Origin of the sequence: Haloarcula marina (genome assembly GCF_024218775.1) — an archaeon.
Classification (GTDB): Archaea; Halobacteriota; Halobacteria; order Halobacteriales; family Haloarculaceae; genus Haloarcula; species Haloarcula marina.
Window position 1 is genome coordinate 3165510 of record NZ_CP100404.1, and the last position, 23778, is coordinate 3189287.

Genomic DNA, 23778 nt, shown 5'->3' on the forward strand with positions numbered 1-23778 from the left:
ACACCGATAATGGTCGGGTCCTCAGTCGCCGAACGGCCCCATCCCGCCGCCGCCCATCCCGCCCATGCCGCCGCCACCGCCGCCGCCCTGCTGCATCTTCTTCATCATCCGCTCCATGTCGCCGTCGCCCATCCCCTGGAACTGCTTGAGCATCTGGTCCATCTGCTTGTGTTGCTGGAGCAGTTCGCGCACGCGCTCCTCGGGCTTGCCGGACCCGCGGGCGATGCGCTCGGTTCGAGATTGGCCGACGACGCGCGGATTTTCGAGTTCCTCTTCGGTCATCGACTCCATGATGACCTCGAAGTCGCGCATCCGCTCTTGGGTCACGTCCATCGCGTTGTCGGGCAGTTGGTCCATCAGCCCCCCGCCGAGGCCGGGAATCATGTCCATCACCTGGTCGAGCGGCCCCATGTTGTTCATCGCCTCCATCTGCTTGCGCATGTCTTTCAGGGTGAACTGCCCCTCCAGCATGTCCTCGGGGTCCCAGTCTTCCTCGTCCTCGCCCGTCTCGTGCATCGCCCGCTCGACGCGTTCGGTGAGTTGCTTCAGGTCCCCCATCCCGAGCAGTCGGGAGATGAAGCCCGACGGCTCGAAACGCTCGATGTCCTTGACCGTCTCACCGGCCCCGAGGAAGGCGATGGTCGAGTCCGTCTCGTCGACGGCGGCGAGTGCCCCGCCACCCTTCGCCGTCCCGTCGAGTTTCGTGATGACCACGCCGTCGATGCCGATGGCCTCCTGGAAGTCCGCGGCCTGACTCTTCGCGCTCTGGCCCATCGCGGCGTCCAGCACGAGGAGGTTCCGGTCCGGTTGGACCTCCTGTTCGATGCGCTCTATCTGCTCGATGAGTTCCGCGTTCAGGCCGTCACGCCCCGCCGTGTCGACGATGCGCACGTCGGCGTTCTCCGTCGCCGCCAGCCCCTCGCGGGCGATTTTCACCGGGTCGTCCTCGTCGGGGTCGCCGTAGAAGTCCACCTCGGCGCGCTCGGCCATCTCTTTCGATTGGTCGTACGCGCCGGGGCGGTCGGTGTCGGTCTGGATGATGGCCGGTCGCAGGCCCTTCGTCGAGAACCACCACGCCATCTTCGCCGCCGTCGTCGTCTTCCCCGACCCGTACAGGCCCGCGAGCATGATGGTCTGTTCTTCCAGCGGGAGGTCCGTCGACTCGCCGACGAGGTCGACGAGTTCCTCGTAGACGATGCGGAGCACCCAGTCCCGCGGCGTCGTCCCGGCGGGCGGGTCCTCGTCGAGCGCGCGCGTCTTGATGTTCGAAGAGAGCTCTTGGACGAGCGAAACGTCGACGTCGGCTTGTAGTAGCGACCGCTGAATCTCCTTGACGATGTCCTCGATGTCCTCCTCGGAGATGCGGGACTTCCCCCTGAGGTCGTCGAGCGTCCCCCGGAGAGAACTGCCCAAATCGTCGAGTACCATTGTTGTGCCGGGGTACGCGACCGCACCGTAAAGGCTTGTTGTCAGCATCGGCGTGACGAAAGGGACAAGACCGCCAGTCCGTTGGTGTCGACAATGGCCGTCCTCGGACAACTCGGGTACATGCTCGCCTTCCTCGCCGCTGGCGTGGGCCTGCGCCGCGTCGGCGTCTTGGACGACGAGCGGACGGACCTGCTGACCGCGCTGGCCTTCTACGTCGCCCTGCCCGCGCTCGTGTTCGCCTCGACGTACGGGCGACCGCTCGGCGAACTCGTCTCGCCCGCCCTGCTGATCGGCTTTTGGGCGGTCCTCGCGTCGACGGTCGGTCTCAGTTGGCTCCTCAACCGCGGCCGCGGCGACGCCCGCAAGAGCGTCGCCGTCGTCCAGTCCTACCACGGCAACATGGGCTTTCTCGGCCTGCCGCTGGTGGCCGCGACGCTGGGCGGGGACGCCGCCGCCGTCGCCAGCGTCATCCTCGGCGTGGGTTCGCTGAGCTTCGTCTTCATCACCGTCTTCCTCTTGATTCGGCTGAACGACAGCGACGCGTCGCTCGTGGGCGAACTCCGCGAACTGCTGACCAACCCGGTGTTGCTGGCGCTGGCGGCCGGTATCGGTGCATCGCTCGCGGGCGTCGGCGTTCCGGCGGCGGTGCTGGCTGGGATGGACGCCCTCTCCGCACTCGCGCTCCCCCTCGCCCTGCTCTGTATCGGCGGGACGCTCGATACGGACCTCTCGCTCGGGTCGGTTCGGGAGAGCGCCAGCATCGTCGCGCTCAAGGTGGTGTGGATGCCCGCGCTGGCGTGGGCCGTCTTCTCCGCACTCGGACTCGGACCGACGGCGCTGGCCGCCGCCGTCGTCATGCTCGGCGTCCCAACCGCCGTCTCGACGTACGTCTACACGAACGAACTCGGTGGCGACGCCGCCTTCGCCTCGCTCAACGTCTTCGTGACGACGGTAGCCTCGCTCGGAACGCTCTCCGTGCTCGTCTGGCTGTTCGGCTGACCGCACGCTTTTGCCCCGCGGGACCGCCTCCTCGCTATGGGCTACCACCACATCGACCCCGAGGACCTCCCCGAGACAGCGGACTACCCGTGTGACCGCCGCGGTATCGCCGATGCCGCCGAACTCCACGCGCTCCACGCCGCCACCTACGAGATGGCCCCCGGCGAGCAGTTGCCCCGGAGTTACCACTACCACCAGCAACGCGAGGAACTGTTCTACGTCCTCACCGGCACGCTCCACGTCGAGACGCCCGAGGAGGAGTTCGTCGTCCCCGCCGACGAGGTGTTCGTCGCCGAACCCGAGAGCCCACACCGGGCGTTCACCCCCGCCGACGCCGACGGCCCGACGAAGGTGCTCGGCGTCGGCGCGCCGAAGACGGACATCGCGCTGCCGTACGACCCGGACAGCGAGGACTAACGCCTTTCACCTACGCTTTTGCCCCCTGCCCGCGCACGGCCACGTATGACGAGCAAACAGGCAGTTCAGCAGGGACTCATCGACAGCGGCGTCACCGCCGTCCTCCGCGGCATCCCCGAGGAGAAGATGGTCGACGTAGCGAAGGCCATCCACGAGGGCGGCGTCACGGCGCTGGAACTCACCGCCGACGCCAAGCGGTGTTCGGACATGATTGCCGCCGTCGACAAGGAACTGGAAGGCACGGACGCCATCATCGGCGCTGGCACCGTGATGGACGCCGCCGCCGCGCGCAACGTCATCGAGGCCGGGGCGGAGTTCGTCCTCGCGCCGAACCTCAACGAGGACGTCATCGACGTGTGCAACCGCGAGGGTGTCGTCGTCGTCCCCGGCGTCATGACGCCCAGCGAGGCCGCCGACGCGATGGAGGCGGGCGCAGACATCCTGAAGATGTTCCCGGCCTCCACCGTCGGCCCGGGCCACATCGGCGCGCTCCAGGGACCGCTCGGCGACATCCCCATCATGCCGACCGGCGGCGTCTCCGTCGACAACGTCGCAGAGTACTTCGACGCCGGTGCCGTCGCCGTCGGCGCTGGCTCCGCCCTCGTCGACTACGAGGCCATCGAGAACGACGACATGGACCAAGTGCGCGAGAGCGCCGCCGCGTTCGTCGAGGCCGTCGAGGCCGCGAGAGAGTAGCGAGGGGCGCGCGACTGCGAGGAGCGCGGTCCTCGGTGGAGCGGGGAGCGCAAGCGACCCGCGGAACGACAGCGAGGGTCTGAGCGGAGCGAGGACCCTCGACGGAACGCCGACGACCCCCGTTTTTCTCGACGCACACCGCGAGCGATAGCGCCGCCGAAGAGTCGCCGAAACAAGCAAAACAATTATGAAATAGTATTTCACAAATAATCGTATGCGAACGAGTGGCGCGGTGATTGGGGTGGACGGGGGACAGTGGTGGGAACACACGTGGGGTGGCCGTGACCGGCCGGACGGGCGGGGTCGCCGATGAGCGACGACGGCCTCCTCGGCCTCGTGCGCACGGCGACGCCGAACGTCGTCCGCCGGAGTTTCGCGCTGAAGTTCTTCATCGCGCTCCTGTGTATCGGCCTGTTGGTGGGGAGCGTCGGCGCACTGGGCACCCAACAGATGACCGCCGAGTTCGAGCAACAGGTACTGGACGAACACGCGACGACGGCCAAGCAGGAGGCCGACAGCCTGGCGAACTGGAACCGGCAGAACTCGCGATTCGCGGAGACGATGGCGCGTTCCCAACCGGTGCGGGCCGGGAACGTCTCGGCGATGCAGCGGCGTTTCGACCGGGAGATGCGCGAGCGTAACTTCGACGCCGACGACCAACCGAACCTCCACTACGTCGACACCGGGACGGGCGTCGTCGCCGCCTCGACGAAGTCGAACTATCGCGGGGAGTCCGTCGACATCCTGAACGAGACGGTCCAATCGGCGCTCGATACCGGGTCGGCAACGGTCATCACCGACGCCTACACCGACACGCCGACGCTCGAATCGCCGCAACCGCGAATCGCCTACGTCACGCCGGTCGGCCCCAGTACGGACGCCGTCGTGGTCTACACCGTCCCGTTGCAGATGCGCACCGGGACGCTCTCGGGGACGGGGACGAGCACCAGCATGGTCGTCGGCGGAGACAATCAGGTCCTCTTTCACGAACTGAACAACGACCTGTTGCGCACGCCGTACGGCGAGGACAACGGCGCGCCCGCCGCCGCCCGCGAGTCCGGCCCCGCGGACCCCGGCGCACTGCGGGCCGGACCGGCCCACGGCGCGCTGAACGGCACGGCGAGCATGGCCGGGCAGGAGTACGTCGTCGGCTACGCGCAGGTGCTCGACACCGACTGGGTCGTCCTCGTCCACACCGACATCGAGACGGCCTACGGGACCGTCCGGAGCGTCGCGAACCGCGGCCTCGTCGCGACGGCACTGGGTATCGCCGCCATCGGCGCTATCGGGGCCGTCCTCGGCCGCAACACCGCCAACGCACTGAGTCGCCTCACCAAGAAGACCGAAGCGATGCAACGGGGCGACCTCGACGTGGAGATACGCTCGGGACGGGTCGACACCGTCGGCCGCCTCCACGACGGGTTTGCGGCGATGCGCGACTCGCTACAGGACCGCATCGACGAGGCCGAACGCGAGCGCAAACGCGCCGAAGTCTCGCGCGAGGAGGTCATCGAGACGAACGCCTACCTGCAAGAGACCGCGGCGACCTACTCCGAGGTGATGGAACGGGCCGCCGCTGGCGACCTCACCCAGCGGATGGCGACCGACGGCGAACACGACGCGATGGACGCCATCGCGGGCGACTTCAACGAGATGATTACCGAACTGGAGAAGACCACCGGCCAACTGAAGCGCTTCGCCGAACAGGTCGAGGAGTCCGGGACCGTCGTCGGAAGCAGCGCCGCGAGCGTCAAGGACGCCGCCGAACAAGTGGCCGAGTCCGTCCAGACAATCTCCGACGACGCCCACGTCCAGCGCGAGAACCTCCAGCGCGCGACCGAATCCGTCGACGCGGCCGTCGCCGCCCTCGACGACGGCGACGTGGCGGCCGCCCGCGACGAACTCGACTCCGTCGCCGGGACGCTCACCGAGGTGGCCGACGCCACCGAACACACGATGGCCGAGGCCGAGAACGTCGCCGGGGCGGCCGAGGAACAGGCCGCCGAACTCAACGAGGTAAGCCGCCGCGCGGACGAACTCGTGCGCTACGTCAGGCCGCTCCACGACGTGTTAGACCGGTTCGAGACCGAGTCCGAACACCAGTTCGTCTTCACCGGCGGGCCGTCGCTCGGCGAGGGCGAACGCGACGACTGAGACGGACGCCGCCCGGGCCGAGTCCGGAGCGACCGCGTCAGTTCGAGGCCGTCGTCGTCGTCTCGGTACCCGCTTCGGTACCGCTTCCAGTCCCCGTCTCCGTGCCCATCCCCTCCGGCGCGGCGTCCGTCGCCACGACGAGTCGCGCGCCGGGTTGGTCGCCGCTGGGTTCGAGATACCCCGCCGCGAAGACGCTGTGGACCGCTCGGTCGGTCAGGCTGATTTCGAACGCGCCGACCGGGTCGGCGTCGTTGCTCTCGTTGTCGGGCCGCAGTTGGAGTTCGGCGGTGTCGGCCGGAACGGTCGCGTACTCGGACGCCTCGCCGAAGGCGAGACCGTCCGCGAGCACCGCGTCACCGGCGGTCACGTCGACCGCTGGCGCGTCGGGTATCGCGTGCACCGCCCGAGCGCGGGCGCTCCCGCTCTCGGCCAGTTCGCTCTCGCCCGCGATGAGCGAGACGCCGAACGACTGGTTCTCGCCCGACACCTCGCCGATAGCGGCGGCCGTCTGTCGCCCGCTCTCGACCGGAACGGTCTCGTCGAACACCGCCTCGTCCCCGCCCGTCGGCGTGATGGTGACCTGATACTCGCCCGGCGAGAGCGTGAGGTAGTCGCTCACGGCACCGAACGGCACGTCCGACAGCACCGTCTCGCCGTCGACGGCCACGTCGACGTTCGGGGCGTCCGGCGAGAGGTGCGCGACCCGCAGCAGCGCGTCGCCCGAGGCCGTGGTCGTCTCGGACTCCGTCTCTGCCTCGGTCTCGGTCTCCGTCTCGGTTTCCGTGCCCGTTTCCGTCTCGGTCGGCGACAACATGTCGGTCTCCGCCGTGCCGTTCGCGCCGCCCGCGCCGCCGTCCCCGCCGCCGCATCCGGCGAGTGCTGCGAGTGCGCCGCCGGTCAGTGTCAGTACGCGTCGTCGGGTCTTCGATTGCTGTTGCATCGTCCGGCCCGAATTGCCTCTCGGACATTAGCAGTCGGTGGCTATCGGGCCGCCGCGTGGCTTACTAGTCAGCGATGTCGCCGCGAGAAAAACGGACGAAATCGAGTCGGTTCGGGGAGCAACGCGGCGAACCTGTCGCGAGTAAGAGCGGCTTGTGTGCGACGGCGAGACGGGGCTACTCCGCGAACAGGCTGTCGACGATTTCCTCGGGGTCGAACGGTTCGAGGTCGTCGTAGTCCTGTCCGGTGCCGAGGAACAGAATCGGCTTGCCGGTGACGTGGGCCACCGAAATCGCCGCACCGCCCTGCGGGTCCGCGTCCGCCTTCGTCAGCACCGCGCCGTCTATCTCGGCCGCGTCGTCGAACTCGCGGGCGCGGTTGACCGCGTCCTGTCCCGCGACGGCCTCGTCGACGAAGATAGTCATATCCGGGTCGATGTTGCGGTCTATCTTCTCCAGTTGGGCCATCAGGTCGTCGGAGGTGTGCAGACGGCCCGCCGTGTCGCCGAGCACCACGTCCACGTCGTTGGCCTTCGCGTACTCGACGGCGTCGTAGATGACCGCCGTCGGGTCCGAGCCCTGTTCGTGGGTGATAATCTTCTTCCCGAGGTTCTCGGCGTGTTTCTGGAGTTGCTCGTTCGCGCCCGCGCGATAGGTGTCGCCGTTGGCGAGCACCGTCGACAGGCCACGCTCCTCGAAGTAACGGGCGAGTTTGGCGATGGTCGTCGTCTTCCCGACGCCGTTGACACCGGTGAAGACGATGACGACGGGCGACTCGGCCTGCTGGACGCGCTCGTCGAAGTCGAACTGACCGACGCTGATGACGTCGTACAGCGCCTCGCGAAGCGCGTCTCGGACGAGGCTCCCGGTGCTGGAGAGGCGGCGGCGGGTCTGTCCGGTGAGGTTCTCCTTGACGCCGTCGAGAATCTCGTTGGCGACGCTCATCTCCACGTCGCTGGACAGCAGCGCCAGTTCGAGGTCGTCGAGGTGCTTCTCTAAGTCCTCCTCCTCGATGACCGTCTTCCCGGTCGCCACGATTTTGGCCCGCTCGGTCAAACTGCGACCGCCGGTGTCCTCGTCGCTTTCGTCGACCTCCTCGGTCTCACCGTCGTCTTCTACCGACGCCTCGTCCGAGTCGACGCCGCCCGGCGGTTCTTCGACCGCCGTGTCGGTGTCAGCGGCGGTCTCCGGGGACGCCACAGCCTCGGCTGTCGGTTCGACCGTCTCTTCGCCGGGGCCACCTTCGGGCGTGTGCTCGTCTGCGTCCGCCGCTTCGGACGCCGCCACCGGTTCCTCGGTGGGTTCGTCCGTGGATTCCGCGTCCGCGTCCGCGTCCGTGTCGGTGGCTTCCTCTTCGACGGCTTCCTCGTCGACGTCTTCCTCGACGTCGCTGGTGAACCCGCTGAGTTTGTCCTTCAGTCCGTCGAACATTGGGACCTAGCGATTACTCGTCGTCAGCCTGCTCTTCTTGCTGCTGTTGCATCATCTGCTGCATCTGCTGCTGTTGCATCTGCTGCGCCTGCTGTTCGAGTTCCTCCTTCTCGGTCTCGACGTCGGCGATTTCCGACTGGAGGTCCTCGATTCGGTCGTCCAGCGTGTCCTTCTTCGTCTCCAGCGAGCTAACGGCGCCCTCCTGGTCGCGTTCCGCGGCGTAGCCGCCGCCCAGCGAGACGACGACTTCGTCGATGTCGTCGACCGTGGCGCGGATGTAGGCGTCGCCGCCGACCGGAACCTGCACCGTCGACCCGCTCTCGAGCGTCTCGATGGCCTCGATGGCCTCGTCGGCCTCGGTCTTCTCCTGACGGAGGTTCTCGATTTCGTTCTCGATGGCCTCTATCTCCTGGTCCATCTGCTCGATTTCCTGCGAAATCTGCTGCATCTGACCGCCGCCGCCGCCACCGCCGCCCATCATGCTGCCACCTCCTCGATGCTGATCTGGGTGCGCTTGAGGTTGTGCTGGGAACCGAGGTTGCTCAGGACGCGCTCCTCGGCGACGTTCTCGTTCGGTGCCTCGACCGATGTCTCGAACTCCTGGGGCCCGTCGCGGGCCGGGAAGCTACCGCGGACAGTGTACGTACTCATACTTTCGGGTGCGTGCAGGACAGGGAAGTATCTTCCCTTTCGGCCTCTTTCGACGGCCGCGACGGCCCCGCCGCGTTTTATATCGACGGCGCGCCTCGACGGAGTACGTGTGAGTTCTGACCCGCGGCCCGACGCCCCCGAAACGACGCCCACGCGATTCCCGGGCGAGCGGATGCTCTCGGAGTCACACGCCGTGCTGTGGTCGGTCGTCATCCTCGCGTCGCTGTTCGACGTGGTGACGACGATGGTCGGCCTCGAACGCGGTCTGGGCGAGGGCAACGTCGTCGCCCGGGCGTTCATCCAGACGTACGGCGCGTCGGGCATCGGCCTGCTGAAGTTTAGCGCCCTGCTGCTGGTCGTCCTCTGCTGGGCGTGGTTCGACGACGGCGACCGCCGGGCGACGGCCGTCCTCGTCGGGTTCGCCGTCGTCTCGCTCGTCGTCGTCGCGCTGAACGCGCTGACGCTGGCCTCGCTGTGACTCACCCGTCCCCTGTCGTCGGCGCGGAAATCATGTCGCCGCCGCACTCCGGGCACGACGTGCGGAGGACGTTCGTGGTGTACCCGCACTTCCGGCAGACGAGCGCGTGTTCGGATTCTTGCTGTGGCATACGTGACCGTTGGTCGCGTTTCCTAATAACAGTTGACACGATAGGCGTCGCGTGACCGGCCGGTGTCGTTTAGCCGGACCTCGCCGTAGTCTCGGTATGGCGACGACCCACCAGTGTCTCTGCGGTGCGACGCTGCGTTACCGACAGGACCTGCGGAAGGACACGAGCGGGACGACCCGGAGGTGGCAGTGCAAAGACTGCGGGACGCTCGTCCCGGGTATCGTCGGCGAGCGCCTCAGCCACCAGCACCCGGTTTGAGCGGGCGAAACGTCGGAAAACGGAAGCCGAGTCGTCAGTCGATGTAGCCGAGCGCCGCGTCGATGCGGCCCAGTTCCGGCCCGGAGGTGTCGGTGCCGCAGACGTAGCCGAAGTCGTTGGCGACGAGGCCGGACCCGACAAGCGGGCCGCCGTAGTTGACCGTGCCGATGTCGGCGGGCACGTCCAGCAGGTCTTCGAGGGCGTCGAGTTCGCCGTCGGTCGCCTTCGGGTGACAGAGCACGCCGCTGTTGGTGGCGACAGCGGCGGTCCCGACGGTGTTGACACCGGCGATGACGCCACGTTCGACGGGGACGCCGAGGCCGTCGCGGACCGCCTGAACGGCCTCCCGGGAGAGGTCCGGGTGGACGTACGCGCCCGAGTCGTTACAGCAGACGATGTTCCCGGCGGCGTTGAGGCGGCCGGGCAACTTCGTCACCGAAACGTCGACGGCGTCTCGGATGCGCTCGATTTCGGCGTCGCGGACCCGCGAGGTGACCAGCAGACCGTTCTCGTTGCCGGTCGCCAGTGCGCCGACGGTGCCGGAGTGGCCGATGGTCGTCGGAATCACCGGCACTTCGAGTTCGTCGGCGAGGTCGTTCTGCAGCGATTCGTCTAGGTCTGGGCGAACCAGCACGCAGTCGTCGGTCGCACGGGCGAAGACACCGACGTACGACGACCCGGAAAACGCCGCGCGGAGCAACGTTATTCTGCCGTCTCGGCTTCGACGACGGCCTCGCCCTCTTCCTCGAAGCGGGCGGCGCGCACGCGAAGCTTACTCGGGGGCTTCGAGCGGCCCTTGGCCCACGTCGTCTCGTTGATGGAGGGGTCGATGCGGACGGCGGACTCGTCGACCGAGAAATGCTTCGCGAGGTGCTCGCGAACGAGTTTGATGGCCTTGTCGGCGCGCTCGTGTTTCGGTTCGGCTCGAGCGTCGCGGAGCGGGATGGTGACGACGCGCTCCTCGAAATCACTCGCGGACATTATTCGTCGGTGTCGTTACGCCGCCAGTGGCGTCGCTTGGGGTTGCGCTGCACTTCCCGGTCGGTCTTGAGCATGACCCACGCCGGGACGCGGCTGTTCTGGTTGTCGAGTTTGGCCAGACGCTTCTTCTTGGCCTTCGACTTCTTACTCATGGTGTCCCGAGTGTTCCGCGCCACGACTTAAATTCCTTCCTTTTCGGGCCGCCCGCGAGCGATACCGCGTCGCTGTGGCATTATCAGGGCTTGTAAGCGGGCGCGTAGAATTAAGTGCGAAAATTCGCGAGGTCAGATAATGAAACGTCGGTCGGTACTGCGGACACTGGGGACGGGGATGACGGCCATCGGCGGTGGCTGTCTGGGTGGGATGGGTGGCGAAGTCATCGTGAGCGTCCAGCAGGACGTGACGGTGCAACCGGGCGAGGCCCGGATATGGGAGGAGATTCCGGACCTCTCCGACACCGGCGGGGCCATCGAATACATCGTCCGCTCGGAGACGGCCTTCGACGTGTACTTCTTCGCCGACGAGTCGGCGTTCGCCCAGTACGACGCCTACATCAAAGGTCGGGACCCCGACGAGACGCCGCCGGGCCACGCGAAGTTCAGCCAGACGGCGCTCCCGACCGATGACGGCGACCTCTACGAGGCGGCGACGACGGACGGCGGCAATCGCGAGTCCGTCGACGCGACTGGGCCGTACTACTTCGCCGTCGACCACTCGAACTACCGGATGGAGACCCGCGTCGAAGAGTTCGACGACCCGTTGACGGCGTTCGTCGACCTGAAGGTCATCCGCAATCGCTCGCCGTTCTAGATGAACGCCAGCGGCACCATCGCCAGCGCACCGGTGATGCCACCGGCGAGCAGTTCGCGCTTCCCGCCGCCAGCCAGCCCTTCGCCGTATTCGAGCGCCTCGGGGACGAACTCCGTCGCGACGAGGTACACCATCGCCCCGGCGGCGAAGCCGAATCCGAAGGGGAGGAACGCCCTCGCGAGCGTGACGAAGTAGTAGGCGATGACCGCCCCCAGCGGTTGGGGGAGCGAGGAGAAGACGGCCCACCAGACCATCCGCCACTCGCTGACGCCGAGCGACCGAAGCGGGATGGCGATGGCCGTCCCTTCCGGGACGTTGTGGATGGAGATGGCGATGGTCATGAACACCGCGAGTAGCGGCACGGCCGTCCCCGCGATGACGAGCGTCTCGCCCGCCGACGCCCCCTCCAGTCCGAGTTCGGCGAAGGAGACGCCGACGGCCACGCCCTCGGGGAAACTGTGGACCGTCAGGATGCCGAGGATGAGCAGGAGTTTCTTGAAGTCCGCCCGCTCGAACTGCTTGGGGTTGTGGTCGTAGTTGTCGAGGACCCGGTCCGCCCCTTCGACGAGGAGGACGCCAGCGAGGACCCCCGGCACGAGGAGCACCGCGCCGCCGTAGGCCAGTCCCTCCCGGACGAGGCCGAACAGCGACGCCGCGACCATGATACCCGACGCGAGTCCCCACAGCACGACGTTCCACCGGTCGGAGAACTCCTCGACCAGAAAGAACGGTATCGCACCCAACCCCGTCGCGAGCGCCGTCAACAGCCCCGCGACGAAGACGAACGCGACGTTCTCGAAGACGACCATGCCAGCGCTATGCCGCAGAGACGGTTAACAATTATCACTTTCCTGATTGTTTTTCGGACGGCCTAAACGGCGTACCGTCTTCTAGGCTCATTATACACTTCCGCAGTAGACTGGACTATATGCAGAAAACACTTATACACAATTTCCGCATTTTGTTATCTATGTCTGTTGAAACTGCGAGTAAAGTAGTCGATTCCTACACTGTAGCCGCCAAAGAGTGCGAAGATGCCGAACTCGAACTCGTCCACCACACGACCGGGAAGACGTACGATGTCGTCGACTACGCCGACCCGATACTCGAAGCGAAGTTCAAAGGTCACGGAACTGGTAGTTCCGTCCGCGTCGACCTCGCGCCGGTCGAGACGGACGACGGCGACGACCTGTGGATGGTCACCCGCCTCCTGCCGGGCGGCCCGCCGCGGACCGGCCTCGCTCGCTAATCACAGCGACACCGACGCGAGCGTCGTGTACTCCGGGCCGTCGTCGCCCAAGACGCTCTCGGTGAGTCGGATTTCCTCGACTCGAAGCGCCCCCACGTCGGGGTCCTCGTTCTCCACGAGTTTCTGTACCCGTTCTTTCCCGCCAGCATGGTCCATCCGTCCGATGGTCGCGTGCGGCGTGAACTCGTGGTCTTCCGCGTCGAACCCCAGTTCGACAGTCCGCGCCTCGATTGCCTCGTGGAGCGCCCCTAGTTCGGCGTCGCCGTGGCCCTCGCGAACGCCAACCCAGACGACGCTGATGTAGTCGAGCGACGGGAACACGCCGAGGCCGCCGAAGCGGGCCTCGAACGGGGCGACGCCGCTCTCGTCGACGGCCGCTTCGAGCGCGGACACCACGTCGTCGACGCGGTCCGGGTCGGTGTCACCGAGGAACTTCAGCGTGACGTGCGTCTGTTCGGGGTCGGTGAATCGGAGGCCCGAGACGCCCTCGAATCGGTCTTGGACGGCCCGGACTTCGTCGCCGAGGCCGTCCAAGTCGACGCTGACGAACAGTCGTTTCATACCCGAAGTAGGGTCGTCGCGTACTTGGCTGTTCGCGGCCGGACCGTGTTGTACGTGGTGGGGAAACGACACGTATGGACGACGACGCTCCCCTCCACCGGACGGTCCACCGCTCGACCGCTATCCTCGTCGCCACCGTCGGTCTCGCGACGTTCGCCCTCGCCAACCCCAGGCAGACAGCACTACGGCCTCATCGTGGCCGCGACGGCACTGCTGTATCTCGGTGTGTCGCTCCTCGAGTCGGCGTTCGACGCGGACCACGGGGAACGAGAGGGCGTCGAGTGAGTCCGGGACGTAGCCCTTAACCGGCCTGACCGACAATCCGAGGGTATGACAGACCGCGAGCCCGAGGACCACAAGTTCTCTGAGGGACAGGGGTTCGACGACCCCTACGACGGGTTCGACCTCGAACCGCCGGAGTTCGAGGTGGACACCGACAAGGTCGACCCCGTCGACTCCCGGGTCGTCACCGACATGCTGGACCGCCGGAACATCCCGGCCGACGCCGTCGACCCCGAGCAACTGCTCGACGTGGGACTGGAGTACATGCACATCAACCGCCACGAACAGGCCGCCGAGACGTTCGAGCGCGTGGCCCAGTACACCGACGACGAACGCCTGAAGCAGGAGGCGTGGACGAACAAGGGCGCGGCCCACGCCGAACTCGAAGAGTGGGACGCCGCTATCGGCGCGTACAAAGAGGCGCTGAAAGACATGGAGGGCGGCGAAGCGCAACACGCCTCGGAGCGAGCGAGCGGTGAAACCGCGAGCACCGAGCACGCCGCCACCGCCGAGACGAACCTCGCCTACGCCCTCTGGGAGTCCGGCCGGACCGAACAGGCGCTGGAACACGCCGAACGCGCCGTCGAAATCGACCCCCGATTCGCCCAAGCGTGGTACAACCGCGGCTTCTTCCTCTCGGAACGCGGCCTCGCCGAAGACGCCGTCGAGGCGTTCGACAACGCCATCCGACTCGGCTTCCGGAACGCCGACGTGCTCGAGGAGAAGGCCCGCGCGCTCGAAGAGATGGGCGAGTACGACCGCGCCGAGGAACTGGCCGACGAAGTCGAGGAGATGCGACAGAACGCGGAAGAGCAGCTGCTCGAATGATACTCAACGAACGCGAGACCGAAGAGGGCCTGCTCGTCTCCGTCTGCGACCCGGACGTGATGGGCGAGACGTTCGAGGACGGCCCAGTCTCGCTGACCGTCGAGGAGGGGTTTTACGGCGGCGACAGCGTCTCCGAAGAGGAAGTCGTCGACAGCCTCGCTCGGTGTAGCGTCGCCAACATCGTCGGCGAAGACAGCGTCGACGTGGCTATCGAACACGGGTTCGTCGACGAGGCCAACGTCCTAGACGTCGACGGGACGCGCCACGCGCAACTGCTCTGGCTCTGATCACTCGATTCGGATTCGGTCCAGTTTCCAGCCGCCTTCGAGGACGACCAGTCGGATCAGTCCGAAGCCCCGTTCTAACTCGACGCTCGTGGTGAGTTCCGCCCACTCGTCCCAGCCACCGGTCGGTTCGAACGCGACGCGGGTCTGTGGCTCGCGGTCGACGGCGATACCCACCACGCCGCCACCGAACCCGTCGGCCGCGGCGACCCGGAGCGTCAGGTCGTGTGGTCCCGACTCGCGGGTGTCGACGGCGTAGGTCAGCCACTCGTCGGTGACCAGCAGGTCCAGGCCACCGTCGCGTGTGAGCGGCGTGTCGTCGTGTCGCCAGCGCCCGTCGTGATGATAGATGCGGTAGTTCCCGACCGGAAACGTCCCCGGAATCTCGTGGTCCTGGATGCCCGGGTGTTCGTGTGCACCGATTCGGCGGCCGTGCCACTCGTGGCACCGCTCCTGCTCGTAAGGGTCGTCCTGCACGTCGGGCGTGGCCCGGGTAACCGGTCCTTGTTCACCAATATCGTAGTCACCCATATGCCATTTGCTCACTGAGTACTGGCTTTGTTTTAGCCAGGCTAACACGGCGGTAAACGGCGGCTACCAGCCGCTCTGTGACGGAGGTTCGACCGAACCGAAGGAAAGTTCCCCATCCAGCCCGTGTGCTCCGACAATGGGACAGACCGACATCGAACCCCTCGACGTCGAGGGTCTCCGGGAGGACTTCCCCATCCTCCAGCGCGAATTCGGCGGGGAGCAAGTCGTCTATCTCGACAACGCGGCGACGACCCAAACGCCGGAACCCGTCGTCGAGTGCATCGCCGACTACTACCGGACGACCAACGCGAACGTCCACCGCGGCCTCCACCAACTGAGCCAAGAGGCCAGTATCGCCTACGAGGACGCCCACGACCGCGTCGCCGAGTTCGTCGGCGCGTCGGGCGAGCGCGAGGAAATCGTCTTCACGAAGAACACCACCGAGAGCGAGAACCTCGTCGCCTACGCGTGGGGCCTGAACGAACTCGGCCCCGAGGACGAAGTCGTCCTCACCGAGATGGAACACCACGCCTCGCTGGTGACGTGGCAGCAGATCGCGAAGAAGGCCGGCGCGACCTGTCGGTTCATCCGCGTACAGGAGGACGGCACGCTGGACATGGACCACGCGCGCGAACTAATCGGCGACGACACGGCGATGGTCAGCGTCGTCCACGTCTCGAACACGCTCGGGACGGTGAACCCCGTCTCGGAACTCGCGGACATCGCCCACGACCACGACGCCTACATCTTCGTCGACGGCGCGCAATCGGTCCCGAACCGTCCCGTCGACGTGGAGGCCATCGACGCCGACTTCCTCGCGTTCTCGGGGCACAAGATGGCCGGCCCGACCGGCATCGGCGTCCTCTACGGCAAGAAACACCTCTTAGAGGAGATGGAGCCGTACCTGTACGGCGGCGAGATGATAAAGAAAGTCACCTTCGAGGAGTCGAAGTGGAACGACCTGCCGTGGAAGTTCGAAGCCGGGACGCCGCCCATCTGTCAGGGCATCGCGCTCGCGGAGGCCTGTGACTATCTGGACGACATCGGGATGGCGAACATCCAGCGCCACGAGAACGAACTCGCACAGTACGCGATGGAGCGACTGGCCGACGAGGGCGACGTGGAGATGTACGGCCCGCCCGTCGGCGAGGAGCGCGGCGGTCTGGTCGCGTTCAACCTCGAATCGGTCCACGCCCACGACCTCTCCTCTATCCTGAACGACTCGGCGGTGGCGATTCGGGCCGGTGACCACTGCACGCAGCCACTGCACGACAAGTTGGGCGTGGCGGCGTCGGCGCGCGCCTCCTTCTACATCTACAACACGCGCGAGGAAGTCGACAAGTTGGTCGACGCCATCGACGACGCCCGCCAGTTGTTCGCGTAGCGCGGTTCCGAGCGAGTCGTCGCCGTTTTCGCTCACATTTTTGCGGTAAGCGCGAAGGACTCGTTAGCGTTCTACCGCGGTGGTCAACCGCCACTCGCTCCGTTCGTGGCCGTCCCGCCCCGTTTCAATTGTTGATATTTCGTTCAGTATATTTATCATATAGAACATTCAACAATCTGTCGAGAAATGTCGGACGCGATAGATATCTCGGCGACCGTCTTCTGCCCCGCGCTCGGTCCGGACCCGCTCGTGGCGGACCTCTCGCTGCGGAGCGACGCCCTCGTCGTCGAGAACGACGCGTTCGTCGGCGAAATCGACCTCGGGAACGTGTTCGACGTCAAACTCGGCGCACGGCCGCAGGCGGCACCGTCGAGCTTCAACACCCCCGTGCTGACCGTCGGGTTCGAACGCGACGGGCGACGGCGAGTGCTGTTCGTCACTACCGACTCGGAGACCCTGACCTCGTTCGGCGGCCTTCTGTACCGACGACTCCTCGACGGGAAGGAAGTCGCCGTCCGCCACCCCGCCGAGGTCGGTGGGCGGGTGACCGACGCGACGTTCGATATCGGCCGTCTGCACGTCGTTCCGGAACGGGTCGGCTGTACGCAAATAGCGACGCCGTTCGACCTCAAACTGGAGGACATCGTCGATTTCTGGCGCGCCACCGAGGAGTTGCTCGGCGACCGGCAGTCGGTCATCCACATCCAATACGTCCGAAACGGCGTGGCGGTGTCGCTCGATTTGGCGCTGAATCCGCCCCGCGTCCAGCACCTCCTTGGCCGCCACCTCCAGCGGCGATACGTCGAGACCAGACGCGAGATACGGCGGTTGGACGTGCCGCCCGTGGCTATTCGCGCGCTCGTCCGACTGTACTCGCGCCGCGGCCGGGCAACGGCGGCGTCGCTGGTCGAGCGCGAATCGGTATCGGCCCGCGCGCTGGTCGACGGCCTCCGCCGCCGGGAGTTGGTCGAAGCCGTCGACGGCGAGGTGGCGCTGACCTCCCGCGGGTGGATTCTCGTCACCGAGTGCGTGAGCGACACCGGCCCCAGCGCCGCCGTCGACGGCCCGCGACGGTCGACCGGGCAGACGGACTGAGGGCGACCCGCTCTCGTTCCGGCGACCCTGACCGCCGCCCGACCTTTGAAACGGCCGACCCGCGAACCGTCGGTATGGCACTCGACGACATCGACTTGGAGTACGTCCGACTCGGCGAGACGGGACTGTCCGTCAGCGAACTCGCCTTCGGGACGTGGCGGTTCGGCCGCGAGGCCGACGACGGAACCGTCGAAATCGACCGCGAGCGCGCCCACGAACTGCTCGACGCGTACGAGACGGCTGGCGGGCGCTTCATCGACACCGCCGACGTGTACGGCGGCGGCGACAGCGAGCGCTGGATAGGCGAATGGCTGGCCGACAGGGACCGCGAGGAGTACGTGCTGGCCTCGAAAATCTACTGGCCGACGCGCGAGGACGACCCGAACGGCCGGGGCCTCGGCCGCAAGCACATCCGGCGCAACATCGACCTGATGCTCGATAGGTTGGGGACGGAGTATCTGGACGTGCTGTACATCCACCGCTGGGACGAGGCCACGCCCGCCCGCGAACTGATGCGGACCCTCACCGGCCTCGTCGACGAGGGCAAGGTGAACTACCTCGGCGCGTCGACGTTCGTCCCGAACGCGTGGCGGGTCGCGCAGGCGAACGAACTCGCCGAGCGCGAGGGACTGGAGCAGTTCACCGTCTCACAACCGCGCTACAACCTCGTCAACCGCGAAGTCGAGGGCGATTACCTCGACATGTGCGACCACTACGGCCTCGGCGTCTGCCCGTGGAGTCCGCTGGCACAGGGGATGCTCACCGGGAAGTACGACCGCGAGGACCGCACGGCCGACTCGGCGGCGGGCCGCAGCGACGACTGGAAGGACGCCTACCTCACCGACGAGAACTTCGCCGTCCTCGACGAGGTGCAGGCCGTCGCCGACGCAGAGGACGCGACGCCCGCGCAGGTGGCTATCGCGTGGCTCTCACACCACGACAGCGTGGCCGTCCCACTGCTGGGCGCGCGCACCGTCGACCAACTCGAAGAGAACCTCGGTGCGGCGGCCGTCGACCTCTCCGACGACCAGTTCGAGCGACTGAACGAGGCGAAGGGCGGCCCCTACGACGACATCTGAGTCAGCCTCGACCGCTCGGACGACCACTCCGGCCGAGCGAAGCGCGGTCCTACGGCGATACCTGGCCGCTGGCTCAGGTCCCGCCCCACTGCCACTGGCTCCGCTCGATGGCCTCGTCGAGACTCTCCAGACTCGCTTCGAACGGGTCCAGGTCGCGGTCCGTGTACTCGGCCACGATGGTGTGGGCGTGTTCGAGCACGTCGCGGACCTGTTCGTAGGTCTGCTCGGCCCCCTCGTCGTCCACGTCGACGGTGTCCACGACAGCTTCGGCGTGGCTCCGGAGTCGGACGGCGACGTCGGCGGCGACGGGTTCCATCGCGGCTCTCAGTCGGTCTTCGGCCGCGTCGTCGTACCGGGTGGCCGCTTCGTCGGCCGCTTTCAGATGTGACCGAACCCGGTTCCCGACGCGCCAGATGTCGTCGTACGTCCCGTTCTCGTCGCCGTACGCCCGCAACATCTCTCGGGCGTCGTCCAGTTCCCCGCGCAGGTCGCGCCAGCGCCGGGCGGTCCGGTCGAGGTACGCCGCCACCGCCTCGACGTCGCCGCCCGCCGGTCGGAAGGAGACGCGCTCGTCGCTCGTCTCGACCGAGAGCGAACGCCGCAAGAGCGACTCCCTATGTTCGACTGCGGTGACCGCGGCAAGCGACAGGTCGCTGTCCGGGGTCGAGCGGTCGCCGTCGACGACGAAGCAGACGCGGCGGTCCGACACCAGCGCGAAGGCGTAGCCGTCGTCGTCGGGCGTCAGCGTCTCGGTGCGGTCGGCGACGGTGCGTTCGAACCCCCGCGTACTCCACAGGGCGTACTCGGCGGATTCGTCGTCGTCGAGCAACGCGCCCAAGCCGTTCACCGTCTCCTCGTCGGGCGCGTCGTCGCCATCGCCGGACAGCGCCCGTCTCGACGCGTCGCGCACTCGGTCGAACATACCGGTTGCTACACGCTCGGGCGAGAGCGACCTATAACCACCCCCGCCCATGTGAGGGTGTGCCGTCCGACCGGTAGGTACCCGCGGCTGACCGGCGCTCGTCGGCATCGCCCAGTCACCGCCTGCCTCGGAACGCTTTTCCGGGCGACGGCCCTATCACTGTCCAACAATGGGTATCGGCGGCTCCGACATGTACCGGCAGCAGATCCTCGACCACTACAAGAACCCCCGGAACACGGGGTCCATCGAGGACCCGACGTTCACCCACATCGGCGAGAACCCGATGTGCGGCGACGAGATTCGGATGGACGTGGTGCTCTCCGAGGACGAAGAGACTATCGAACGCGTCGCCTTCGAGGGCGACGGCTGTGCTATCTCCCAAGCGTCCGCGTCGATGCTGACGGAGCGCCTCCACGGGATGTCCGTCGAGGAACTTGCGGCGATGGACCGCGACGACATCGTCGACATGCTGGGCGTCGACATCTCGCCGATGCGAATCAAGTGTGCCGTCCTCGCCGAGAAAGTCGCACAGGACGGGGCCGAGATTTACTTCGGCGAGAAGGACCTCGACAAGACGACCACCGAAGACGACGACTGACCGAAGACGTATTTTCGCGGCCCGCTTCGACCGAGTATGAGCGACGGCAACGAATGGGACCCGGACGACTACGACGACGACCACGGCTTCGTCCACGAGTACGGCGAGGACCTGTTGACACTGCTCGACCCGGAACCCGGCCAGCGGATTCTCGACCTCGGCTGTGGAACCGGGCACCTGACGGCCGCTATCGCCGACAGCGGGGCCGACGTGCTCGGCATCGACGCCGCTCCGGAGATGGTCGAGCGAGCGCGCGAGGAGTACCCCGACTGTCGGTTCGAACACGCAGACGCCCGCGAGTACGCGCCCGAGGCCCCCTTCGACGCCGTCTTCTCGAACGCCGCGCTGCACTGGATTCCCGGCGACGACCACGACGCCGTCCTCGAAACGGTCGCGGACGCCCTGACCGACGACGGCCGTTTCGTCGCGGAGTTCGGCGGGCGCGGCAACGTCGCGCGAATCGTCGCCGCCCTCGACGCGGAACTCGGCGAGCGAGGCTACGACGTGGCCACGCCGTGGTACTTCCCGAGCGTCGGCGAGTACGCGCCGCGACTCGAAGCCCACGGGATGGAAGTGACGTTCGCGCGCCTGTTCGACCGCCCGGTAGAACTGGAAGACGGCCCCGACGGCCTGCGCAACTGGGTCGGGATGTTCGGCGACGAGTTCTTCGCGGACGTCGACGAGACAGAACGCGAAGCGGTGCTGGACGGCGTCGAGGACCGCCTGCGCGAACCGCTGTTCGACGCCGCGACGGAGACGTGGACCGCCGACTACCGCCGGATTCGGTTCGTCGCCGAACGCCGGTGAGCGCGACTCTCATCCGCCGTGGCCGCGTAAACCGGGTATGTCCATCCCCGACGACGTGGCCGCGCTCATCGCGGACGCCCCGCTGAGCGCCCACCTCGCGACGAGCGTCGACGACCGACCGCACGTCGCGCCCGTCTGGTACGTCTACGAGGGCGGCGACGCCTACCGCGCCGCGAGCGACGCCGAGACGGTCCGAGACGACCGCCTGTGGGTACTCACCGGCGGGAAGAAACTCGAAAACGTCCGGCGGAACCCGCGGGTCGCCGTCTCCATCGAACGGGCCGACGAATCCGGCGTCGACTGGGCGGTCCAACTGCTCGGGACGGCCCGCGAGTCTGACGACGACGCCCGAATCGCGGCCGTCGAAGCGGCGATGACGGAGATATATCGAGACGGGACCGCAAGCGACGGCGGCGAGGACGCCGACCCGCCCGGCGAGTGGGCGCTGCTGGGGATTCGGGTCGGGACTGCGACGGTCCAGCGCTACGACGAGTAGAGCCCAGTCACCTCGAAGCGGGCCCCGCCGCTCTCGCTCTCGGTGGCGGCGATGCGCCAGCCGTGTGCCTCGACGATACGTTGAACGATGCCGAGACCGTATCCCGTGCTGTCCTCGGTGTGGGTCACGCCGAACTCGAACACGGAGTCGCGCTTCGCCGGGGGGATACCCGGCCCGTCGTCAGCGACGTAGAATCCACCCTCGAAATCGCCGACCGTCACCGTCACGGCGTCGCTGTCGTCGGTCCGTGGCTGGCTGTTCGTGGCACCGTGTTCCGCGGCGCCGTCGGCGGCCGGTCGCTCGTTCGTCGACCCGTGCTCGACGGCGTTTCCGAACAGGTTTTCGAAGACCTGCTGGAGGCGTTCGGGGTCAGCCAGCACGGACAGGTTCGTCTCGACGTCGAGCGTCGCGTCCTCCGTCTCCACCGCGTCCCACGCCGCTCGGCAGCACGATTCGAGGTCGACTTCGGCCTTCTCGTCGATGGTCTGGCCCTCCCGTGCCAGTTCGAGGAGGTCCGAGAGCATCGACTCCATACGGCCGATGGCGTCGGTTGCCTCCTCCAAGTGCGAGAGGTCGCCGGTCTCGTGGGCCATCCTCACGTGGCCGTCGATGACCTGCAACGGGTTCCGAAGGTCGTGGCTCACGACGCCGGTGAACTCCTCGAGACGCTTGTTCTGGTTCTCCAGCGCTCGTTCCCGGGCCTTCCGCTCGGTCACGTCCCGCAGGACGACGACGTACCCCTGGACGCTGTCGTACCGGTCCCGAATCGGTGTCGTCCGAACGTCGTAGGTCACCGTCGAGAGGCGGTCGCTGTGCTGTCTGAGGGTCGTCACCTCCGTCGGTTCCACGCGCACGCCGCCATCCGTCGGCGCGATGACGTCGCCGAGTCCGGGGATGCCCACGTCCGAGAGCGTCGGGTCGTCGAGTGCGCCGAGGTAGGGCGCTGCCGCCGCGTTTTGGTCGATGACCCGTCCCGTGCCGTCGACGACGAACACCGGGTCGCGCATCTCATCGAGGAGCGTATCGGCCGCCATCGGCGTGACGTCGAGGAAGTCGTACCGGAACAGCGCGACGCCGACCCCGGCGGCCTGTGCAACGAACAACACCGGCGTCAGGTCGAGACGCGGGTGCGGCGAGATACCCGCGAAGAACGCGACGTTCGCGAGCGCGACGGCCGACGTCCCTGCGAAGATGAGCCCTGTCTGTTTCCGATAGAGGTTGCGGCTCTGGACAAACAGGCGCCCGAGCAACAGGAAGGTCACCGACAGGAGCGCGTAGACGACGGCGAGTTCGAGGTACGCGAGGGGACCGAACACCTCGTACGGGAGGCGGACGACGCCGTACTGAGCGACGCCGCGAGTGGTGTAGACCAGTTCGCCGGGATTCAACACGTACAGGAGCGCGTACACGGCCGTCTGTGCGCCGAGCAGACGGCCCACGATGGGCGGGACCCACGTACTGTCCCCGGTGTACTCGACGACGAACTGGAACCAGATGACGGCGGCTGAGACTCCGGTGAAGGCGACGAACGGGCCCAACAGCAAGGCGAACGCGTCCGTCGGACTGAGCAACTCGAGGAGCGTCAACAGCGCCCACGTTCCGTCGGCGGCCATCAGGAGCGAGAACCACCCCGAGACCGGATGCCGAGTCCGCCTGCGGGCGTACCACGCGAACCCGAAACTGGTGACCACGGCGACGGCGATGAGCACCACCACTACCACGCTCACCGTCGCTGGTCTGAGCATACTCCCGATACAACACTCGTCCCTAAACAGTTATGCCACCGTTATCACGACTGAGAGCGAGGCGAGTGTCGGGCGTGGAGGCTCCATTGAAACCGTCAGGGATTGAGCGGAGTGGCGTACCGAATCCGGAAGGTGGAATCAGCAAGTCTCCGTCCTTGGTTGCAGACTCGCCGGTATGAACTGCGTCAGGACTCGCGCCACTTGTGGCCGCACTCGACGCAGGTGAACAGCCGAACCTCGTAGGAACCGCCCGGTTTCGGCATCATCTCGTAGTAGGCCCGGTCGCTGTCGCAGTCGTCCGCCGGACACGGCTCCTGCACCGTCTCGGAGGAGTCCTTGGTCGCGTCGGCCACGGTCGGTGCTCCGTCGTCCCGCTGCCCATCCTGGGTCGCCATCGCCGCTTCAGCTTGCGAGTCCCGCGGCTCCTCGTGCTCACAGGAGCGACACACCCACGTGTCCTCCTCCGTGTGCATAATCGAACCACACTCGTCACAAAATTGCATATACCACACGGAGACACGATTGTCGGATATATGTGTTAATTTC

At 66.8% G+C, this 23778-nt stretch carries 32 protein-coding genes; 17 read left to right on the forward strand and 15 right to left on the reverse strand.

Features of this window, described 5'->3' with window-relative positions:
* Window positions 1-21 precede the first annotated feature (21 nt).
* Entirely contained in the window at window positions 22-1428 is a 1407-nt protein-coding gene (locus tag NJQ44_RS16670; protein ID WP_254272459.1) for a signal recognition particle protein Srp54, read from the reverse strand.
* 93 nt (window positions 1429-1521) lie between these two features.
* Here NJQ44_RS16670 and NJQ44_RS16675 point away from each other — a divergent pair, with 93 nt between their 5' ends.
* The 4 genes from NJQ44_RS16675 to NJQ44_RS16690 all read left to right on the forward strand — a co-directional run bounded on the left by NJQ44_RS16675 (window position 1522) and on the right by NJQ44_RS16690 (window position 5694).
* Window positions 1522-2427 carry an AEC family transporter gene (locus NJQ44_RS16675; protein ID WP_254272460.1) on the forward strand — a complete coding sequence of 302 codons (906 nt, stop codon included), beginning with the start codon at window positions 1522-1524 and terminating at the stop codon, window positions 2425-2427.
* 36 nt (window positions 2428-2463) lie between these two features.
* Entirely contained in the window at window positions 2464-2844 is a 381-nt protein-coding gene (locus NJQ44_RS16680) for a cupin domain-containing protein (protein ID WP_254272461.1), read from the forward strand.
* A gap of 45 nt (window positions 2845-2889) precedes the next feature.
* Window positions 2890-3540, forward strand: a complete 651-nt coding sequence (locus NJQ44_RS16685) for a bifunctional 4-hydroxy-2-oxoglutarate aldolase/2-dehydro-3-deoxy-phosphogluconate aldolase (RefSeq protein ID WP_254272462.1) — start codon at window positions 2890-2892, stop codon at window positions 3538-3540.
* A 309-nt stretch (window positions 3541-3849) separates the two neighbouring features.
* The gene (locus NJQ44_RS16690; RefSeq protein ID WP_254272463.1) at window positions 3850-5694 is read left to right on the forward strand and encodes a PDC sensor domain-containing protein; all 1845 of its coding nucleotides are present in this window, start codon (window positions 3850-3852) and stop codon (window positions 5692-5694) included.
* Between the two features lie 37 nt (window positions 5695-5731).
* Here the strand turns inward: NJQ44_RS16690 and NJQ44_RS16695 are convergent, their stop codons facing one another.
* The 4 genes from NJQ44_RS16695 to rpl18a form a co-directional block, all read right to left on the reverse strand.
* On the reverse strand, window positions 5732-6634 hold the full coding sequence (locus NJQ44_RS16695; RefSeq protein ID WP_254272464.1) for a DUF4397 domain-containing protein: 903 nt from the start codon (window positions 6632-6634) through the stop codon (window positions 5732-5734).
* A gap of 175 nt (window positions 6635-6809) precedes the next feature.
* Window positions 6810-8063, reverse strand: a complete 1254-nt coding sequence (gene ftsY / locus NJQ44_RS16700; protein ID WP_254272465.1) for a signal recognition particle-docking protein FtsY — start codon at window positions 8061-8063, stop codon at window positions 6810-6812.
* A 13-nt stretch (window positions 8064-8076) separates the two neighbouring features.
* Window positions 8077-8544 carry a prefoldin subunit alpha gene (gene pfdA, locus NJQ44_RS16705; protein WP_254272466.1) on the reverse strand — a complete coding sequence of 156 codons (468 nt, stop codon included), beginning with the start codon at window positions 8542-8544 and terminating at the stop codon, window positions 8077-8079.
* Entirely contained in the window at window positions 8541-8714 is a 174-nt protein-coding gene (gene rpl18a, locus NJQ44_RS16710) for a 50S ribosomal protein L18Ae (RefSeq protein ID WP_254272467.1), read from the reverse strand. The genes pfdA and rpl18a overlap by 4 nt, the downstream gene beginning before the upstream one ends.
* 109 nt (window positions 8715-8823) lie before the next feature.
* Between rpl18a and NJQ44_RS16715 the strand changes: the two genes are divergently transcribed.
* On the forward strand, window positions 8824-9192 hold the full coding sequence (locus NJQ44_RS16715; RefSeq protein WP_254272468.1) for a DUF5658 family protein: 369 nt from the start codon (window positions 8824-8826) through the stop codon (window positions 9190-9192).
* 1 nt (window position 9193) lies between these two features.
* On the opposite strand, the gene NJQ44_RS19505 is transcribed toward NJQ44_RS16715, so the two are convergent.
* Window positions 9194-9322 (reverse strand): hypothetical protein, encoded by a 129-nt coding sequence (locus tag NJQ44_RS19505; RefSeq protein WP_256557181.1) that lies wholly within the window; start codon window positions 9320-9322, stop codon window positions 9194-9196.
* A gap of 96 nt (window positions 9323-9418) precedes the next feature.
* Here NJQ44_RS19505 and NJQ44_RS16720 point away from each other — a divergent pair, with 96 nt between their 5' ends.
* Window positions 9419-9580, forward strand: coding sequence for a hypothetical protein (locus NJQ44_RS16720; RefSeq protein ID WP_254272469.1), 162 nt, complete (start codon window positions 9419-9421; stop codon window positions 9578-9580).
* 34 nt (window positions 9581-9614) lie between these two features.
* Here the strand turns inward: NJQ44_RS16720 and NJQ44_RS16725 are convergent, their stop codons facing one another.
* From NJQ44_RS16725 to NJQ44_RS16735, 3 genes are read right to left on the reverse strand one after another with little or no spacing between them, the layout of a single operon-like run.
* Window positions 9615-10280 (reverse strand): translation initiation factor IF-6, encoded by a 666-nt coding sequence (locus tag NJQ44_RS16725; RefSeq protein ID WP_254272470.1) that lies wholly within the window; start codon window positions 10278-10280, stop codon window positions 9615-9617.
* 2 nt (window positions 10281-10282) lie between these two features.
* Window positions 10283-10561, reverse strand: coding sequence for a 50S ribosomal protein L31e (locus tag NJQ44_RS16730; RefSeq protein ID WP_254272471.1), 279 nt, complete (start codon window positions 10559-10561; stop codon window positions 10283-10285).
* Window positions 10561-10713, reverse strand: a complete 153-nt coding sequence (locus NJQ44_RS16735) for a 50S ribosomal protein L39e (protein WP_135303897.1) — start codon at window positions 10711-10713, stop codon at window positions 10561-10563. Before NJQ44_RS16735 ends, NJQ44_RS16730 begins: the two co-directional genes overlap by 1 nt.
* A 139-nt stretch (window positions 10714-10852) precedes the next feature.
* On the opposite strand from NJQ44_RS16735, the gene NJQ44_RS16740 reads away from it, so the two are divergent.
* Complete coding sequence (locus NJQ44_RS16740; RefSeq protein ID WP_254272472.1) at window positions 10853-11371, forward strand: hypothetical protein; 519 nt, start codon at window positions 10853-10855, stop codon at window positions 11369-11371.
* Here NJQ44_RS16740 and NJQ44_RS16745 read toward each other — a convergent pair.
* Window positions 11368-12180: a ZIP family metal transporter gene (locus NJQ44_RS16745; RefSeq protein WP_254272473.1), complete on the reverse strand. Its 813-nt coding sequence runs from the start codon at window positions 12178-12180 to the stop codon at window positions 11368-11370. The two genes, NJQ44_RS16740 and NJQ44_RS16745, sit on opposite strands and share 4 nt — an antisense overlap.
* Before the next feature lie 161 nt (window positions 12181-12341).
* Between NJQ44_RS16745 and NJQ44_RS16750 the strand changes: the two genes are divergently transcribed.
* Window positions 12342-12620, forward strand: a complete 279-nt coding sequence (locus NJQ44_RS16750) for a DUF7999 family protein (protein ID WP_254272474.1) — start codon at window positions 12342-12344, stop codon at window positions 12618-12620.
* Here the strand turns inward: NJQ44_RS16750 and thpR are convergent, their stop codons facing one another.
* Window positions 12621-13181: an RNA 2',3'-cyclic phosphodiesterase gene (gene thpR, locus NJQ44_RS16755; protein WP_254272475.1), complete on the reverse strand. Its 561-nt coding sequence runs from the start codon at window positions 13179-13181 to the stop codon at window positions 12621-12623.
* Between the two features lie 54 nt (window positions 13182-13235).
* Between thpR and NJQ44_RS16760 the strand changes: the two genes are divergently transcribed.
* The 3 genes from NJQ44_RS16760 to NJQ44_RS16770 are packed head-to-tail and all read left to right on the forward strand — an operon-like array spanning window position 13236 to window position 14578.
* Entirely contained in the window at window positions 13236-13466 is a 231-nt protein-coding gene (locus NJQ44_RS16760; protein WP_254272476.1) for a hypothetical protein, read from the forward strand.
* Between the two features lie 45 nt (window positions 13467-13511).
* Window positions 13512-14291 carry a tetratricopeptide repeat protein gene (locus NJQ44_RS16765; protein WP_254272477.1) on the forward strand — a complete coding sequence of 260 codons (780 nt, stop codon included), beginning with the start codon at window positions 13512-13514 and terminating at the stop codon, window positions 14289-14291.
* The gene (locus tag NJQ44_RS16770) at window positions 14288-14578 is read left to right on the forward strand and encodes a DUF424 domain-containing protein (protein WP_254272478.1); all 291 of its coding nucleotides are present in this window, start codon (window positions 14288-14290) and stop codon (window positions 14576-14578) included. The genes NJQ44_RS16765 and NJQ44_RS16770 overlap by 4 nt, the downstream gene beginning before the upstream one ends.
* Here NJQ44_RS16770 and NJQ44_RS16775 read toward each other — a convergent pair whose 3' ends face one another.
* Window positions 14579-15106: a carbohydrate-binding protein gene (locus tag NJQ44_RS16775; protein ID WP_254272479.1), complete on the reverse strand. Its 528-nt coding sequence runs from the start codon at window positions 15104-15106 to the stop codon at window positions 14579-14581.
* 136 nt (window positions 15107-15242) lie between these two features.
* Here NJQ44_RS16775 and NJQ44_RS16780 point away from each other — a divergent pair, with 136 nt between their 5' ends.
* The 3 genes from NJQ44_RS16780 (at window position 15243) to NJQ44_RS16790 (ending at window position 18664) form a co-directional block, all read left to right on the forward strand.
* Complete coding sequence (locus NJQ44_RS16780; RefSeq protein WP_254272480.1) at window positions 15243-16490, forward strand: aminotransferase class V-fold PLP-dependent enzyme; 1248 nt, start codon at window positions 15243-15245, stop codon at window positions 16488-16490.
* A gap of 186 nt (window positions 16491-16676) precedes the next feature.
* Entirely contained in the window at window positions 16677-17585 is a 909-nt protein-coding gene (locus NJQ44_RS16785; RefSeq protein WP_254272481.1) for a CheF family chemotaxis protein, read from the forward strand.
* A gap of 74 nt (window positions 17586-17659) precedes the next feature.
* A complete protein-coding gene (locus tag NJQ44_RS16790) occupies window positions 17660-18664 on the forward strand; it encodes an aldo/keto reductase (RefSeq protein ID WP_254272482.1) in 1005 nt (334 codons plus the stop codon).
* 73 nt (window positions 18665-18737) lie between these two features.
* Here the strand turns inward: NJQ44_RS16790 and NJQ44_RS16795 are convergent, their stop codons facing one another.
* Window positions 18738-19586 (reverse strand): hypothetical protein, encoded by an 849-nt coding sequence (locus NJQ44_RS16795; RefSeq protein ID WP_254272483.1) that lies wholly within the window; start codon window positions 19584-19586, stop codon window positions 18738-18740.
* Between the two features lie 169 nt (window positions 19587-19755).
* Between NJQ44_RS16795 and sufU the strand changes: the two genes are divergently transcribed.
* The 3 genes from sufU to NJQ44_RS16810 are packed head-to-tail and all read left to right on the forward strand — an operon-like array spanning window position 19756 to window position 21487.
* Complete coding sequence (sufU, locus tag NJQ44_RS16800; protein WP_254272484.1) at window positions 19756-20184, forward strand: Fe-S cluster assembly sulfur transfer protein SufU; 429 nt, start codon at window positions 19756-19758, stop codon at window positions 20182-20184.
* Window positions 20185-20220: 36 nt separating this feature from the next.
* Complete coding sequence (locus NJQ44_RS16805; protein WP_254272485.1) at window positions 20221-20991, forward strand: class I SAM-dependent methyltransferase; 771 nt, start codon at window positions 20221-20223, stop codon at window positions 20989-20991.
* 37 nt (window positions 20992-21028) lie between these two features.
* Window positions 21029-21487 (forward strand): pyridoxamine 5'-phosphate oxidase family protein, encoded by a 459-nt coding sequence (locus NJQ44_RS16810; RefSeq protein WP_254272486.1) that lies wholly within the window; start codon window positions 21029-21031, stop codon window positions 21485-21487.
* Here NJQ44_RS16810 and NJQ44_RS16815 read toward each other — a convergent pair.
* Window positions 21475-23232, reverse strand: a complete 1758-nt coding sequence (locus NJQ44_RS16815; RefSeq protein ID WP_254272487.1) for a sensor histidine kinase — start codon at window positions 23230-23232, stop codon at window positions 21475-21477. The two genes, NJQ44_RS16810 and NJQ44_RS16815, sit on opposite strands and share 13 nt — an antisense overlap.
* Window positions 23233-23417: 185 nt before the next feature.
* A complete protein-coding gene (locus tag NJQ44_RS16820; protein ID WP_254272488.1) occupies window positions 23418-23735 on the reverse strand; it encodes an RPA12/RPB9/RPC11 RNA polymerase family protein in 318 nt (105 codons plus the stop codon).
* Window positions 23736-23778: the final 43 nt, after the last annotated feature.

Coding starts and splice junctions, on each gene's coding strand:
- NJQ44_RS16670 (WP_254272459.1), bottom strand. CDS start 1,428: ATGGTACTCGACGATTTGGGCAGTTCTCTCCGGGGGACGCTCGACGAC.
- NJQ44_RS16675 (WP_254272460.1), top strand. CDS start 1,522: ATGGCCGTCCTCGGACAACTCGGGTACATGCTCGCCTTCCTCGCCGCT.
- NJQ44_RS16680 (WP_254272461.1), top strand. CDS start 2,464: ATGGGCTACCACCACATCGACCCCGAGGACCTCCCCGAGACAGCGGAC.
- NJQ44_RS16685 (WP_254272462.1), top strand. CDS start 2,890: ATGACGAGCAAACAGGCAGTTCAGCAGGGACTCATCGACAGCGGCGTC.
- NJQ44_RS16690 (WP_254272463.1), top strand. CDS start 3,850: ATGAGCGACGACGGCCTCCTCGGCCTCGTGCGCACGGCGACGCCGAAC.
- NJQ44_RS16695 (WP_254272464.1), bottom strand. CDS start 6,634: ATGCAACAGCAATCGAAGACCCGACGACGCGTACTGACACTGACCGGC.
- ftsY (WP_254272465.1), bottom strand. CDS start 8,063: ATGTTCGACGGACTGAAGGACAAACTCAGCGGGTTCACCAGCGACGTC.
- pfdA (WP_254272466.1), bottom strand. CDS start 8,544: ATGATGGGCGGCGGTGGCGGCGGCGGCGGTCAGATGCAGCAGATTTCG.
- rpl18a (WP_254272467.1), bottom strand. CDS start 8,714: ATGAGTACGTACACTGTCCGCGGTAGCTTCCCGGCCCGCGACGGGCCC.
- NJQ44_RS19505 (WP_256557181.1), bottom strand. CDS start 9,322: ATGCCACAGCAAGAATCCGAACACGCGCTCGTCTGCCGGAAGTGCGGG.
- NJQ44_RS16720 (WP_254272469.1), top strand. CDS start 9,419: ATGGCGACGACCCACCAGTGTCTCTGCGGTGCGACGCTGCGTTACCGA.
- NJQ44_RS16730 (WP_254272471.1), bottom strand. CDS start 10,561: ATGTCCGCGAGTGATTTCGAGGAGCGCGTCGTCACCATCCCGCTCCGC.
- NJQ44_RS16735 (WP_135303897.1), bottom strand. CDS start 10,713: ATGAGTAAGAAGTCGAAGGCCAAGAAGAAGCGTCTGGCCAAACTCGAC.
- NJQ44_RS16740 (WP_254272472.1), top strand. CDS start 10,853: ATGAAACGTCGGTCGGTACTGCGGACACTGGGGACGGGGATGACGGCC.
- NJQ44_RS16745 (WP_254272473.1), bottom strand. CDS start 12,180: ATGGTCGTCTTCGAGAACGTCGCGTTCGTCTTCGTCGCGGGGCTGTTG.
- NJQ44_RS16750 (WP_254272474.1), top strand. CDS start 12,342: ATGTCTGTTGAAACTGCGAGTAAAGTAGTCGATTCCTACACTGTAGCC.
- thpR (WP_254272475.1), bottom strand. CDS start 13,181: ATGAAACGACTGTTCGTCAGCGTCGACTTGGACGGCCTCGGCGACGAA.
- NJQ44_RS16765 (WP_254272477.1), top strand. CDS start 13,512: ATGACAGACCGCGAGCCCGAGGACCACAAGTTCTCTGAGGGACAGGGG.
- NJQ44_RS16770 (WP_254272478.1), top strand. CDS start 14,288: ATGATACTCAACGAACGCGAGACCGAAGAGGGCCTGCTCGTCTCCGTC.
- NJQ44_RS16775 (WP_254272479.1), bottom strand. CDS start 15,106: ATGGGTGACTACGATATTGGTGAACAAGGACCGGTTACCCGGGCCACG.
- NJQ44_RS16780 (WP_254272480.1), top strand. CDS start 15,243: ATGGGACAGACCGACATCGAACCCCTCGACGTCGAGGGTCTCCGGGAG.
- NJQ44_RS16785 (WP_254272481.1), top strand. CDS start 16,677: ATGTCGGACGCGATAGATATCTCGGCGACCGTCTTCTGCCCCGCGCTC.
- NJQ44_RS16790 (WP_254272482.1), top strand. CDS start 17,660: ATGGCACTCGACGACATCGACTTGGAGTACGTCCGACTCGGCGAGACG.
- NJQ44_RS16795 (WP_254272483.1), bottom strand. CDS start 19,586: ATGTTCGACCGAGTGCGCGACGCGTCGAGACGGGCGCTGTCCGGCGAT.
- sufU (WP_254272484.1), top strand. CDS start 19,756: ATGGGTATCGGCGGCTCCGACATGTACCGGCAGCAGATCCTCGACCAC.
- NJQ44_RS16805 (WP_254272485.1), top strand. CDS start 20,221: ATGAGCGACGGCAACGAATGGGACCCGGACGACTACGACGACGACCAC.
- NJQ44_RS16810 (WP_254272486.1), top strand. CDS start 21,029: ATGTCCATCCCCGACGACGTGGCCGCGCTCATCGCGGACGCCCCGCTG.
- NJQ44_RS16815 (WP_254272487.1), bottom strand. CDS start 23,232: ATGCTCAGACCAGCGACGGTGAGCGTGGTAGTGGTGGTGCTCATCGCC.
- NJQ44_RS16820 (WP_254272488.1), bottom strand. CDS start 23,735: ATGCAATTTTGTGACGAGTGTGGTTCGATTATGCACACGGAGGAGGAC.